Below are 12,571 nucleotides of genomic sequence, written 5' to 3' on the forward strand. Positions count from 1 at the left end.
TCTCTTCCGGATCACGATCAGGCAGCTGGTTAGTCAACCCGCTGAGGATATGGGAGGTATCTTCTCCTGCAGCCACGTCCAACCTCTCTTTGCGCGCATGCATCGGCGCACTCAGGTCCGGCAGGGTAACTGCCTGGCGTGAACGCGACGTGTGCGACGTATCGGTTACAACAGCCCGGTCATGTGCGCCGGGCAGGGTCCTATCACGTCTATGACCGCTTAAATCCAGGGCGATCGCCCCGCCGGCATAGACGTCATTAGCCACTCTAGCTGTGAGAGCTATCCGATGCGTAGCCGCTGCCTGACGTCCTCGTCGTATTTGACGTCATACTGGTTTGTGACGGCAGCCGCCGGGCCGGACCCCCGCCAGACCCTTGGTGTGACGCAGAATAAGTGGGATCGCGGGGGCAGTAGCTTGAAGAGCAGGCACAAAGGGTGTTGGCTTGTAGTAATGGAAATCACTAGATTTATGCAAATGACTAAGCATTGGAGGAACACGTGAGTGAGGCCGACGCCGCCACTTCGGTAAATGTGGCGGAAAAATTGGGTTTCAAAAACGGGGATCTGATTCAGGAGTTCGGTTACGACGACGACGTCGACTTCGACTTACGTGACGATATCGAGGACCTCACCGGGTCCGAACTCCTGGATGAAGACGACCATGACGTTGTAGACGCCGTCATTTTCTGGTGGCGGGACGGCGACGGGGACCTTGTTGACACGCTCATGGATTCCCTGACCACGTTGAGTGAGAACGGTGTGGTCTGGGTTCTGACTCCGAAGTCGGGGCGGCAGGGCTACGTGTCCCCGGCGGAGATCCAGGAAGCAGCACCCACGGCAGGGCTTCACCTCACCACTTCGGCCGGTGTCTCCAAGGACTGGAGCGCCACGCGCCTGGTCACCAGGAAGAACAAGTGACGCTTCAGCCACTGCAAACGGCAGAGAATTCCGCAACGGCCAGGGTTCCGGAGGCCGGCGAGCCGGCCCCTGACTTCGAGCTGGTCAATCAGTACGGCGAACCGGTCAGGCTGTCGGCGCTTCGGGGACGTAACGTCGTCGTCGTTTTCTATCCGTTTGCCTTCTCGGGGATCTGTACCGGCGAGCTTTGCGAGATCCGGGACAACCTTTCGCTGTTCGCAGACGCGGACGCAACTGTCCTGGCCATCTCCGTGGACAGCAAGTTCACCGTGCGGGCCTATGCGGAAAAGGAAGGCTACGGATTTGATCTGCTGGCCGACTTCTGGCCGCACGGGGCAGTGGCATCGGACTACGGCGTCTTCGACCCGGGCAGCGGCATGGCACAGCGCGGAACTTTCATCATCGACGCGCACGGCATCATCCGGTACGTCGTGGTGAATCCTCGCGGCCAGGCCCGTGATCTGGCGGGATACCGCGCGGCCCTGGCGGAGCTCGGCAGGAACTGACGGAATGAGGCAGCGGCACCCCGGACTTGGCATGACTGGATTCGCCAGCCTGCCGCCGGTGGGTGCTGCCGCTCCCGCCCCGGACGAACTTGGAGTCCTGGGGAAGATCAGGGACGCCATAGCCGGAAAACGCTTCGCGCTCCTCACGGGGGCCGGCCTCAGCACCGACTCGGGCATCCCGGACTATCGCGGGCCCGGAGCTGCCCCGAGGGCGCCCATGACCTATCAGGAGTTCATCGGCCACGCCGGTAACCGCCAGCGGTACTGGGCCCGTAACCACATCGGCTGGTCGCACCTCCGGCGCGCTGATCCGAATGAGGGCCATGCGGCTGCGGCCCGGCTTGAGCAGCGGGGCCTTCTCACCGGTCTCATCACCCAAAACGTGGACCGGCTCCACGAAGATGCGGGCAGCGTCAATGTCGTTGACCTCCATGGGCGCTTCGACCGGGTGGCCTGTCTGTCCTGCGCCCGCCGCTACAGCAGGACCCTGCTGGCAGGAGTCCTGGAGGAGCTGAACCCCGGATTCCTGGAACGGGCCCTGGCGGACGGCGTGGTGGAGATTGCACCCGACGCCGATGCAACAGTGGAGGACTCGGCCCTGATCGGCAGTTTCGTCGTGGCTCACTGCCCGGCCTGCGGAGGCACCCTCAAACCAGACTTTGTGTACTTTGGCGAAAATGTACCGAAAGACCGGGTGGAGCGCTCGTATGCCATGGTCGACGAGGCCGGCGCCCTGGTTGTTGCCGGATCCTCACTAACGGTCATGAGCGGCCTTCGATTCGTCCGGCACGCAGCAAAGCAGGAGAAGCCGGTGGTGATCATCAACCGGGGAGCCACGCGCGGCGACGACCTCGCCACCATAAAGCTGGAGGCGGGCGTCAGTGAATCATTGACGTGGCTGGCCGCCGAACTGCCGGACCTGTGATGTGCGCCGCACTGCCCCCTGGCCGGGTTGCCCGATTGGCGTTCTCCGGGACTTGTCCGGTAGAGTTGCTGTTCGTTGGTTGAAGCGCTGAGGCGCGGAAGCCGCGGTTTGGGTCTTTAGCTCAGCTGGTAGAGCGCCACGTTTACACCGTGGATGTCATCGGTTCGATCCCGGTAGGACCCACCAGCAAAACCCCGTCGTTGCAGGCCGATCAGGCAGGCACCGGCGGGGTTTTTTGTTGTCCGTGACACGTTCATTGGCGCCAGGGAAGAATGTCGGACCCCGTCCATAGTGTGGCGGCATGGAACACGTCATGATGAGGCTGGCACCGGACGGCCGGCCGCTTTCCGTTCTCCGCGGTGGCCGCGAATGGACCATTGGCGCGGAGCCGGTCCGTTGGTTTGAGCGCATCAGCTGGTGGGAGGCCGAGCGCAGGATGCCCAGGGGCCTGGGGCGAGTGGACATCGAGGTGTGGCGGGTCCAGGCCCGCCTTGGCCGGAACGAGAACTCGGCCCTGACCACCATGGAACTGATCCGCGACGGACTCGGTGGAGGCTGGCGGCTCCGGGAGGCCGTTGCCGACGCCGCGTGAGCCGCTGGACCGTTGATGGACAGCGGAATCCCGGGGAATTGGAAAAGCCTTCCACCGCGGCTATTGGGGGATGCCGCGGTGGAAGGCTTGGAATGAATATACAGTGAATTTTTCGAAATGTGAAACATTTCCATGCCCCCGGCCTCTCCTTCCAGGGTCCAAGGTCCCTCGGCGCCGGCGCCCGCCCCTCCCCGGCGATCCGCGCAGGGCGAGTAAATCGTGCCCGCAGACATTATGATGGTTACTGTTCAGCTGAATGAACAGCTGTGAATGAACGGCGCACTTACGGACGCGCTTTAACTGAAGGAGAATCATGGCCGATTCCCGGGCTCCCCGCACTTCCGACGGACTGGGGAGTGCGTCCCCTGCGCCGGCCGTGACGCGTGCCGCCGCCGTACTGGAGGCCCTGGCCGCCTCCGCGACGGGTCGGCTAACGCTGAGTGATCTCTCCCGGGAACTCGGAATCCCCAAGTCATCAACATCGAACCTCCTGCTTGCCCTTGAGGAAGCGCGCCTTATCAACCGGCAGGGGGCCGACTTTACGCTCGGGCGCAAACTCGTAGAACTGGGCGCTGCCTACCTGAGCAGGCTTGATGAGGTGCAGGAGTTCTACCGCTTCTGTGAGCAGGCACCCACCCTGTCCGGCGAGACTGTCCGCATCGCCATGCTGGACGGGACCAACGTCATCTACCTGGCCCGTTACGAAGGGCATCCCGCGGTCAGGCTGACCTCGAATATCGGTGACAAGATGCCCGTGTCGTTGTGCGCCGTGGGTAAGGCGCTCATTGCAAGGCTGCATGATCACGACATCGACGAAATGTTCCCCGACGACCAGGAACTTCCCGTACTCACCCCGAAGTCGCTCCGGACGGGTGCTGAATTCAAGAAGCAGCTGCCCCTCATCCGGGAGCGCGGATATGCCTTCGAGGACGAGGAGTCCACCACGGGAGTCGTCTGCCTGGCGGTGTCGGTTCCCACCAGGGGTGCGCACGGGCCCAGCCTGGGGCTGTCCGTCACCGCCCTAAAGGCCACCTACTCCGAGGAGCAGGGCGCCATGATGGTCAAGGAACTGCAGGAGCTGGCCCGGTCGCTGGGCAATCCCATGGGGTAAGAAGGGGAGGCTGGGGGCCGGCCCAGATTCCGCCGGAAAATAAATCAGCTTTCATCATTGGCGAACCGTTCAGGCTGCTGTACGCTGTTCAATATAGTGATCGACACCATCGGTGTCGTCGCTATCCCACCAGACCAACGGGGGTCTGGAGTGTTCTTAAGGGAGTGCTTGTGACAACTCGTACTGAATCACCACTGGCCGATGCGGACGACGCCGTCGTCGAACCGGAACAACTGCGGAGGGCAACTCTTGCCAGCTCCGTGGGCTCCGCTCTGGAGTACTACGATTTCTACATTTACGGCCTCGCTTCGGCTTTGATCTTCGGACCGCTTTTCTTCAAGCCCCTTGGTGAAGACGGCGCGCTGATCGCGTCCTTCGCCACCTACGGCGTGGGGTTTGCGGCCCGACCGTTCGGCGGGGTCATCTTCGGCTACATCGGCGACAGGTTCGGCCGGAAGATGGTCCTTATCCTCACGATCGGCCTGATGGGAACCGCAAGCTTCGCCATCGGCCTGCTTCCCACGTTCGAGCAGGCGGGCATGCTGGGTGCGGTCCTTCTCGTGACGCTGCGCATTCTCCAGGGCCTCGGCGCCGGGGCTGAACAGGCCGGCGCCACCACGCTGATATCCGAAGTCGCGCCGCGCCGCCGTCGTGGATTCTTTGCTTCCCTGCCGTTCGTCGGCATCCAGCTCGGCACCCTCCTCGGCGCCGGAACCTTTGCGCTGATTGCCATGGCTGACAAGGCAGTGCTCGAAGGCTGGCTGTGGCGAGTGCCCTTCCTGGCCAGCATCTTCCTGATTGCAGTAGCCATCTTCATCCGGCTCCGGCTCAAGGAAACTCCGGTGTTCCAGGAGCTCGAAAAGCACAAGAACGTGGTCAAGAATCCCATCGGCCAGCTGTGGAAGCACTCCAAGAAGAACGTCCTGGTGGGCATCGGCCTGCGCATGGGCGAGAACGGCAACTCGTCGATCTACTCAGCTCTCCTGATCGCCTTCCTGGCAGCCAAGGACGGGGTGTTCCCGGGCGACAAGTTCATCGGGCCCGTGGGCCTGCTCATTGCCGCCGGCTTCGCCGCCGTCATGGTGGTCACCTTCGGGGCGCTTTCGGACCGTTTCGGCCGGGTGCCGGTCTACCGCTACGGCGCACTCTTCCAGGCCGTCATCGCACTCCCGGCGTTCTACCTTGTGACGCTGGGCAACGTGACCCTTGTCTGGGTGGTCATGGTGGTGGGTATCGCCATCGGCGTCCAGTCCATGCTCGGGCCGCAGTGCCCGCTCCTGCCGGAACTGTTCGGTTCCCAGTACCGCTTCACCGGCGTTGCCATGAGCCGCGAACTCTCCGCTGTCTTGGCCGGCGGCCTTGTTCCCCTCGTCGGCGCGTCGCTGCTGGCGGCCACGGATCACTCCTGGCTGGTGCTGGCCATCTACTCGCTGGTGCTGGCGCTCATTTCGTTCGCCACGACGTTCTTCACTCCGGAGACCGTGGGCCGCGACCTCGTCCTGACCGAGGACGCGAGCTAGAACCACCCGCACCGCCGCAACTGCACTCCGGAACAAAGGCTGTGGCTCCCTCCGCGCGGAGGAAGCCACAGCCTTTGCCGTGCCCGCCTGTCGCTAAGCGTTGTTGCGCTCCAGTGCCTGTCCGATGATCCGAGCCCCTTCGGGGAACGCCCCCGGGTTGGACCCTGAGTAATTGAGGCGGATGAACGCGCCGGCGGGTTCGGCCGGGAACCACTCCCGCCCGGCGGCGATGATGACCCCGGCGCTTTCGCAGTCGCGGGTCAGCCGTTCGAGGTCCGTTCCGTCGGGCAGCCGCGCCCAGAGGTTCAGGCCTCCCTTGGGAACCTGCTCGATGTGTGCCTGCGGGGCGTGCTCTCGCATGCTGGTGACCAGGAGGTCGCGGCGCGACTGAAGCTGGTGCCGGAGGCTCCGCAGGTGAGTCTGCCACCCGGGCTGGGTCACGACGTCGAGCGCTGCCGCCTGCAGCAGGCCGCTGACATACATCGACTCGGCCGCCCGGTCTGCGAGAATCCGTTCACGCGCCGGGCCGCGGGCGATAACGGCTGCGATGCGGATGGCCGGGGATACGCTCTTGGTCAGCGAGCGGAGGTACACCACGTGGCCGGAGTCGTCGCGGGAGGCGACAGGCACCGGACTGGTGGTGATGCCGAAGTCGTGCGCCCAGTCGTCCTCCACCAGGAACGCACCCTTCGCGCGCACCACCTCCAAAACCTCGTCACCCCGCCCGGCCGCCCACTGCGCACCGGTGGGGTTTGCGTAGTTCGGCTGGGCATAGAACAGGCGCGCGCCTGTTTCGTCAAAGGCCCGGGCCAGTTCCGCCGGGTCCGGACCGTCCGGTCCGCTGGGCACCGGAACAACGCGGACACCGGCCTGCGCCGCCGCCAGAATGGCGCCCCAGTAGGTTGGTGATTCCATCAGCAGCGGCTGTCCGCGGCCGGCCAGCGCGCTGAAAATGGAACTGAGCCCGCTCTGGCTTCCCGGCAGTACGACGACGTCACTCGGGTTCGGCGGCGTGGTTCCGGCCAGGGTCGAGGCGCCGAGTTCGTGTGCGAACCACGATTGCAGTTCCGGCAGGCCCGCTGCCGGGGGACGGGACAAAGCTGCGTCGCTCCGGGCCGCGCGGGCGAGTGCCGCCCGGACAAGGCGCTCAGGCAGGAGTTCCCGGTCCGGGTAGCCGGAGTGGAAAGCTATGGCGCTGTTGGCGACGTCGCGCATGGTGCTGGAGGCCAATGGCAGCGGTACCAGCGGTGACCGCAGGGCCGCCGTCTGCCACCCATAGTCCGAGGGCCGCGCAGTCCGGACGGCCCGGACGAACGTTCCGACGCCGGGCCGGCTCTCGATCAACCCCAGCGCAGTGAGGGTCTGGAGCGCCTTTTGCACGGTCACCGGACTGGCATGGTACTCGGCGACCAGCGACCTTGTGGACGGCAGTTTCGATCCTGGCGCGGCCTTGGCGACCCACTCCCGCAGTCGCGTCGCAATTCGGGAACTGCTATCGTTGTTCATGAAAGACAATAGTAGCGCTACTGCCATTATGAACCCAGTGGTACTGTCCCGCACTCCTTCGGGACTCTGGTGGGGCCTCCTCGGAGTAGCGGCCTTCTCGTTCACGGTTCCGTTCACCAAGGTCGCCGTCGCGGGGCTTTCGCCCTTGTTCATCGGGTCCGGCCGCGCAGCGGCGGCCGCCGTCCTCGCTGCCTTTGCCCTCGCAATCTCACGGCAGCGGCTTCCCCGCGGCGTGCAGTGGGCCCGGCTCGCCGTGGTGGCCGCCGGCGTCGTGATCGGATTTCCCTTACTGACATCCTTCGCGCTCACCACCACGCCGGCCAGCCACGGCGCGGTGGTGATCGCACTGCTCCCTGCCGCGACGGCGACGGCCGCTGTGCTGAGGGGGCGCGAACGTCCGCCCCTGGTGTTCTGGCTGATCACCGGTCTGGGCGCGCTGGCGGCTATTGCCTTCGCCTCCCTGCAGTCCGGCGGGTTCGGCCGGCTGCACGCTGCGGACCTGCTGCTCCTGGGCGCGGTGGTGGCAGCGGCTGTCGGCTACGCGGAAGGCGGCCTGCTGGCCCGCGAACTGGGCCCCTGGCAGACCGTATCCTGGGCGCTGGTGCTGGCATCGCCGCTGATGGTGGTCCTGACGCTGCTCTCCCTGGCTCAGCAGCCGCCGTCGGCTTCACCGGTCCAGTGGGCAGCGTTCGCCTACCTCGGTGTGGTGAGCATGTTCCTGGGCTTCTTCGCCTGGTACCGGGGACTGGCCATCGGGCCCATGGCGCAGGTCAGCCAAATCCAGCTCGTCCAGCCAGTACTGAGCATCTGCTGGGCCGGCTTCCTGCTGGGCGAGGCCCTGACCTGGACCACCATCGTCGGCGGCGTGGCGGTTATCGTCTGCGCCGGCGCAGCCGTGCGGGTCCGCCTCAAACCGGTGCCCGCTCCGCACGCGGCGCAACCCGCGGCTCTTCACGCGACACGTTCCCTCCAGCCTGCAAAGGATTAGCACCATGTACACCCCAGCCCATTTCGCAGCCGGACCCGACGCCGTCCAGGATCTCCTGGGCCGGCCGGCCGCCGCCAATCTGGTCACCATGACATCGCAGGGCCTGCTCGCCACGATGTTGCCGTTCTCCTATGACCCCTCGATCGGCGAACACGGTGCCCTGAACACCCATGTGGCCCGGAACAACGCGCAGTGGTCCGAGCCGGTGATCGGAGAAGCACTCGCCATTATCCAGGGGGCGGACGCCTATATCTCGCCGTCCTGGTACGCATCGAAGGCCGAGCACGGGCGCGTTGTTCCCACCTGGAACTACTCCACGGCGCATGTCTACGGAACCTTGGTTGTCCACGACGATCCGGCCTGGCTCGCCGGTCAGGTCAGGCGGCTGACCGACGCAAACGAAGCAGGCTTCGACCACCCGTGGAGCGTGGACGACGCGCCGGAGCGTTACATCTCCGGGCAGTTGCGCGCCATCGTGGGCCTGGAACTGGTGATCACCCGGATCGAGGCGAAGACCAAGCTCAGCCAGAACCGGCCGGAGGCAGACATAGACGGCGTGGTGGCCGGACTTATTGCCCGGGGGCACGCCGGGAGCGCCGCCGACGTCGAACGGGCAAGGCCGCACCAGGCAGAGCCGCACTAGGCAGGGCCTGGAATGCCGCCGCAAGACGCCGTCCGACATGCTGGTTCCATGCAGGCGACTTCCATGCAGGCGACGACGGCGCTGGTTGAGGGTGAGAGTGACCGGCTGGCGGTCGAGGCGCTGGCCCGTCGTCTCGGCCATGACCTGACAGCCTTGCGGGTGTCAGTTGTCCCGATGGGCGGCGCGACCAGCATCGTGCACTTCCTCGACCGCTATGACCCGAATGGCGCGGGCCACAGGATAGTCGGCTTGTGTGATGCCGGGGAATCCCGTGGCATCGCCCGCGCGCTCGGCCGGGCCGGCATCGGGTCCGGTTCCCTGGCCGAGCGCGGGTTCCACGTCTGTCATGCAGATCTGGAGGACGAGCTCATCCGCAGCCTGGGGATCGATGGCGTGCTCAACGTCATCGCGGCTCAAGGCGAGCTCGCATCGTTCCGGCGCCTCCAGCGCCAGCCGTCGCTGCGGGAACGGCCGATTACGATGCAGCTGCGCCGGTTCTTCGGAGGACGCAGCGGCAACAAGGCCCGATACGCGCCACTGCTCGTCGACGCATTGCCGGCCGGACACGCACCCCCTCCGCTCACCGCCCTCGTGGCATCGTTCTGTGATGCGGCTTAGTAGAAGTGCACGGTGTCCACGAGGTGGGGGAGTTCCCCGCCGTCGAGGAACGTGCGCAGGTTGCTGCTGAAGCGCTCGGCGATCAGCCGGTTCTCAGCGGCGCTCAGGGCCGACGTATGCGGGGAAACCATGACCCTCGGGTGGTTCCAGAGCGGGCTGTCCTGCGGCAGGGGTTCGACGGCGAAAACGTCGAGGCAGGCGTAGCCCACCTGGCCGTTATCGAGTGCCTCCAGGAGTGCGTCTTCGTCCACCACGGTACCGCGGCCCACGTTGACGAAAACCGTCCCCGGCTTCATTGCGGCGAATACCTCACGGTTGAACAGCTTTTCCGTGTACGGCGTGCCGGGCAGGGTGTTCACGACGGCGTCGGCCGAGGCGAGCAGGCCGGCCAGGCCGTCGTTTCCGGCAACCTCTTCGATGCCATCGATCGGCTCAACGTTCCGCTTGGTGCCGCTAACCTTCATGCCGAGTGCCCGTGCGATGCGGGCTGTTTCCAGCCCGATCTCGCCGAGGCCCGTCACCACCAGCGTGGAGCCGTTTACCAGACGCGTCGGCGTGCGCAGTTCCGGCCAGACCTTGGCGGCCTGGTCCACAGCTAGCTCCGCGCTGCGTTTGAAGCCGTTGAAGATACCCAGCGCGGCGAACTCCGCCAGTGGCAGGGCATGAACGCCGGCTGAGGTGGTCACCTTGAATTTCTGCAGGGTTTCCTGGTCCAGACCGGAAGCCTTGACCGCTCCGCCCGCACCCGCGGCCATTGCGTGGATCCACTGAAGCCGCGGGTTGCTGCCGGCGATGCGGGCCAGTCCGGCAGGGCTCTCGTTGGGGAAGCCGTACAGGACCTCGGCCTTGTTCAGCATGTCCCAGTAGCGCTCCTCCTGTTCGGGAGTGCGCGTGAACTCCGGATCGCCGGAGTGGTCCGCCGGGAACCGCTCGGGCGGGAGGAGGTCGGGCTCGTAGAGGACGGTCACGGCGGGATCTACGGCGCGGATGCGCTCAACCAGCTCAGCTTCGAGCGGGACGGCGATTGCGACGGTGGTTTTAGTCGTCATAGTGTTCATCATACTGAATGGAGGCTAGGATATTGAACAGATTTCCTCCTGTTAACAAATGACTGACCACGACGATAACCACGATGAAGTGAGGTGCCGCTGCCGATGGATGCGCAGGCAAACCCTGATCTGAGCGAAAATTTGAACGAAAAAAGGGCCGGTTTCGTCGGGCTGGGCCTGATGGGCGGCCGTATGGCCGTCAACCTGCTGAAGGCCGGCTGGACCGTCACCGGCTGGAACAGGTCAACTGCCGCCCTGGACGACTTTGCCGCACGCGGAGGCATCCGCGCCGCAGACGTCGCAGCACTGCGGGACCAGCCGGTCATCATCTTCATGCTCCCTGACCTGTCCTACATAGAGGACGCGGCCCGGGAGCTCCTCGCCGGCTGGGCCGCAGAGCCGCCCACGCCCGGGACCGCCGTCGTCGTCATGAGCAGCGTGTCGCCCGCGGCCGTGAAGGATTTCGGGGCGAGGGTGGCGGCTGTGAGCCGCGGCAACGCAGTGGTTGTCGATGCACCCGTCAGCGGCGGCACCAAGGGCGCCGAGGAGGGGACCCTGGCCATCATGGCCGGCGCGGAGGAACGGGACTTCCAACGGCTCCTCCCGCTGTTCAACACCATGGGCGGCACCGTCCGGCGGCTGGGGCCCCTGGGATCCGGGTCGTTGGCAAAAGCCTGCAACCAGCTCATCGTGGGAACCACGACGGCGGCACTCGCCGAAGCAGCCGAGCTCGCCGAGCGTTCGGGCATGGACGTTGCGGCGTTGTATGAGGTGCTTGGCGGCGGCTTGGCCGGCAGCAGGGTCCTGGACGTTGTGGGGCCCCGACTCGCCGCCAAGGATTACGAACCCACAGGACCGGCGAAGTTCATGCACAAGGATCTCTCGTTCGTCCTCGAAAGCGCCGCCGCCGTGGACGCGGCGGTGCCCATGGCCTCGGCCGGCGTCGAACTTTACGCCGAATTGAAGCGCCAGGGACTCGGGGACCTCGACCTCGCCGCCGTCCGGCAAACTATCGCCAATCTCTGTGACCACCAAACAGCCCAGACCAATTGAGGAACGCCAAACAATGAGTGCACTTTTTGACTTGACGGGGCGTGTTGCCCTGGTGACCGGTTCGAGCCGGGGGATCGGTAATGCGTTGGCGCGGGCGCTGGCGGATGCGGGCGCGACGGTGGTGTTGAACGGTATTAATGTTGAGCGGTTGAAGGCGGCGGAGGCTGCGATGGCGGCCGGGTATCCGCCGGGGCGGGTGCACAGCTGCGCGTTCGATGTCACGAGTGATGCCGGGGCCGCGCGGGGTGTGGCGTGGGTGGAGGAGAACGTGGGTCCGTTGGAGATCCTGGTGAATAACGCCGGGATCCAGCACCGGGTGCCGATGCTGGAGCTGGATGTGGCGGACTGGGAGCGGGTGATCTCCACGGACCTGACGAGCGCGTTCCTGGTGGGGCGTGAGGCGGCGCGGCACATGATCCCGCGCGGGCGGGGGAAGATCATTAACATCTGTTCGGTGCAGACCGACCTTGCCCGGCCCACGATCGCCCCGTACATCGCGGCGAAGGGCGGGCTGCGGAACCTGACCCGGGCGATGACCGCGGAATGGGCGGCCTCGGGCCTGCAGATCAACGGGATCGCGCCGGGCTATATCCATACCGAGATGACGCAGAACCTCGTGGATGATGAGCAGTTCAACGCCTGGATCCTGGGCCGGACTCCGGCGCACCGGTGGGGGACCGTGCAGGACCTGGCCGGGCCGGCGGTGTGGCTGGCCTCCAGCGGCTCGGACTTCGTGAACGGGCAGACCATTTTCATCGACGGCGGAATGACGGTGGTGGTCTGATGGGCGGAGTTCACCAGCTTCCTGCCGGCGGCCCGGCCGTGGTGGCGCATGCGGCCGGTGACCTCCGGATCGAGGACGTGCCTCTTGGCACGCCTGCTCCGGAGGAGGCCGTCATCGAAGTCCGCTACGGTGGCATCTGCGGTTCGGACCTGCATTACTGGCTGCACGGGGCGGCCGGCGAATCGATCCTGAAGGCGCCGCTGGTGCTGGGGCACGAGATTGTCGGCACCGTGCTGCAGGGCGCGGCGGACGGCACCGGACCGGTTGCCGGCACCCCGGTCGCTGTCCATCCGGCCACGCCCGGCCCGGGCGCGGCCCGGTACCCGGCGGACCGGCCCAACCTCTCACCGGGGTGCAC

15 protein-coding genes and 1 tRNA gene are annotated in these 12,571 nt (G+C 65.7%); 13 read left to right on the plus strand and 3 right to left on the minus strand.

The annotated features are described in order from the left end of the window. A partial coding sequence (locus PV761_RS23460) for a hypothetical protein (RefSeq protein WP_347899939.1) occupies nt 1-265 on the minus strand: 265 nt, incomplete at its 3' end. 233 nt (nt 266-498) lie between these two features. Here PV761_RS23460 and PV761_RS23465 point away from each other — a divergent pair. The 7 genes from PV761_RS23465 (at nt 499) to PV761_RS23495 (ending at nt 5,572) form a co-directional block, all read left to right on the plus strand. After that, nucleotides 499-918 carry a DUF3052 domain-containing protein gene (locus PV761_RS23465; protein WP_028268935.1) on the plus strand — a complete coding sequence of 140 codons (420 nt, stop codon included), beginning with the start codon at nt 499-501 and terminating at the stop codon, nt 916-918. Then, complete coding sequence (locus PV761_RS23470; RefSeq protein ID WP_347899940.1) at nt 915-1,424, plus strand: peroxiredoxin; 510 nt, start codon at nt 915-917, stop codon at nt 1,422-1,424. The genes PV761_RS23465 and PV761_RS23470 overlap by 4 nt, the downstream gene beginning before the upstream one ends. Nucleotides 1,425-1,428: 4 nt before the next feature. Further along, nucleotides 1,429-2,349, plus strand: a complete 921-nt coding sequence (locus PV761_RS23475; RefSeq protein WP_028268937.1) for an NAD-dependent protein deacetylase — start codon at nt 1,429-1,431, stop codon at nt 2,347-2,349. A gap of 110 nt (nt 2,350-2,459) precedes the next feature. Further along, nucleotides 2,460-2,535, plus strand: a tRNA-Val gene (locus PV761_RS23480). Nucleotides 2,536-2,650: 115 nt separating this feature from the next. Then, nucleotides 2,651-2,941, plus strand: coding sequence for a hypothetical protein (locus tag PV761_RS23485; protein WP_028268938.1), 291 nt, complete (start codon nt 2,651-2,653; stop codon nt 2,939-2,941). A gap of 313 nt (nt 2,942-3,254) precedes the next feature. Beyond that, nucleotides 3,255-4,052: an IclR family transcriptional regulator gene (locus PV761_RS23490; RefSeq protein WP_028268939.1), complete on the plus strand. Its 798-nt coding sequence runs from the start codon at nt 3,255-3,257 to the stop codon at nt 4,050-4,052. A 170-nt stretch (nt 4,053-4,222) separates the two neighbouring features. Further along, on the plus strand, nt 4,223-5,572 hold the full coding sequence (locus PV761_RS23495; protein WP_156037029.1) for an MFS transporter: 1,350 nt from the start codon (nt 4,223-4,225) through the stop codon (nt 5,570-5,572). A gap of 93 nt (nt 5,573-5,665) precedes the next feature. Here the strand turns inward: PV761_RS23495 and PV761_RS23500 are convergent, their stop codons facing one another. Beyond that, nucleotides 5,666-7,078 (minus strand): PLP-dependent aminotransferase family protein, encoded by a 1,413-nt coding sequence (locus PV761_RS23500; protein ID WP_347899941.1) that lies wholly within the window; start codon nt 7,076-7,078, stop codon nt 5,666-5,668. Between PV761_RS23500 and PV761_RS23505 the strand changes: the two genes are divergently transcribed. The 3 genes from PV761_RS23505 to PV761_RS23515 are packed head-to-tail and all read left to right on the plus strand — an operon-like array spanning nt 7,077 to nt 9,327. Then, entirely contained in the window at nt 7,077-8,066 is a 990-nt protein-coding gene (locus tag PV761_RS23505; protein ID WP_347899942.1) for a DMT family transporter, read from the plus strand. The genes PV761_RS23500 and PV761_RS23505 overlap by 2 nt on opposite strands. Nucleotides 8,067-8,070: 4 nt before the next feature. After that, the gene (locus PV761_RS23510; protein WP_347899943.1) at nt 8,071-8,709 is read left to right on the plus strand and encodes an FMN-binding negative transcriptional regulator; all 639 of its coding nucleotides are present in this window, start codon (nt 8,071-8,073) and stop codon (nt 8,707-8,709) included. Between the two features lie 48 nt (nt 8,710-8,757). Next, the gene (locus PV761_RS23515; protein ID WP_347899944.1) at nt 8,758-9,327 is read left to right on the plus strand and encodes a TOPRIM nucleotidyl transferase/hydrolase domain-containing protein; all 570 of its coding nucleotides are present in this window, start codon (nt 8,758-8,760) and stop codon (nt 9,325-9,327) included. On the opposite strand, the gene PV761_RS23520 is transcribed toward PV761_RS23515, so the two are convergent. Beyond that, the gene (locus PV761_RS23520) at nt 9,324-10,388 is read right to left on the minus strand and encodes a D-2-hydroxyacid dehydrogenase (RefSeq protein WP_347899945.1); all 1,065 of its coding nucleotides are present in this window, start codon (nt 10,386-10,388) and stop codon (nt 9,324-9,326) included. The two genes, PV761_RS23515 and PV761_RS23520, sit on opposite strands and share 4 nt — an antisense overlap. Nucleotides 10,389-10,517: 129 nt before the next feature. Here PV761_RS23520 and PV761_RS23525 point away from each other — a divergent pair, with 129 nt between their 5' ends. The 3 genes from PV761_RS23525 to PV761_RS23535 all read left to right on the plus strand — a co-directional run. Then, nucleotides 10,518-11,429, plus strand: coding sequence for an NAD(P)-dependent oxidoreductase (locus tag PV761_RS23525; protein WP_347899946.1), 912 nt, complete (start codon nt 10,518-10,520; stop codon nt 11,427-11,429). Nucleotides 11,430-11,442: 13 nt separating this feature from the next. After that, a complete protein-coding gene (locus PV761_RS23530; RefSeq protein ID WP_347899947.1) occupies nt 11,443-12,213 on the plus strand; it encodes an SDR family oxidoreductase in 771 nt (256 codons plus the stop codon). Next, the coding region (locus PV761_RS23535; protein ID WP_347899948.1) for an alcohol dehydrogenase catalytic domain-containing protein at nt 12,213-12,571 on the plus strand (359 nt) is incomplete at its 3' end. The genes PV761_RS23530 and PV761_RS23535, both read left to right, overlap by 1 nt.

The sequence above is a fragment of the Arthrobacter sp. CC3 genome (assembly GCF_039907775.1).
In the GTDB taxonomy this organism is placed as follows: Bacteria; Actinomycetota; Actinomycetes; order Actinomycetales; family Micrococcaceae; genus Arthrobacter.

Coding starts and splice junctions, on each gene's coding strand:
- PV761_RS23475 (WP_028268937.1), top strand. CDS start 1,429: ATGAGGCAGCGGCACCCCGGACTTGGCATGACTGGATTCGCCAGCCTG.
- PV761_RS23485 (WP_028268938.1), top strand. CDS start 2,651: ATGGAACACGTCATGATGAGGCTGGCACCGGACGGCCGGCCGCTTTCC.
- PV761_RS23490 (WP_028268939.1), top strand. CDS start 3,255: ATGGCCGATTCCCGGGCTCCCCGCACTTCCGACGGACTGGGGAGTGCG.
- PV761_RS23505 (WP_347899942.1), top strand. CDS start 7,077: ATGAAAGACAATAGTAGCGCTACTGCCATTATGAACCCAGTGGTACTG.
- PV761_RS23500 (WP_347899941.1), bottom strand. CDS start 7,078: ATGAACAACGATAGCAGTTCCCGAATTGCGACGCGACTGCGGGAGTGG.
- PV761_RS23510 (WP_347899943.1), top strand. CDS start 8,071: ATGTACACCCCAGCCCATTTCGCAGCCGGACCCGACGCCGTCCAGGAT.
- PV761_RS23515 (WP_347899944.1), top strand. CDS start 8,758: ATGCAGGCGACTTCCATGCAGGCGACGACGGCGCTGGTTGAGGGTGAG.
- PV761_RS23520 (WP_347899945.1), bottom strand. CDS start 10,388: ATGATGAACACTATGACGACTAAAACCACCGTCGCAATCGCCGTCCCG.
- PV761_RS23530 (WP_347899947.1), top strand. CDS start 11,443: ATGAGTGCACTTTTTGACTTGACGGGGCGTGTTGCCCTGGTGACCGGT.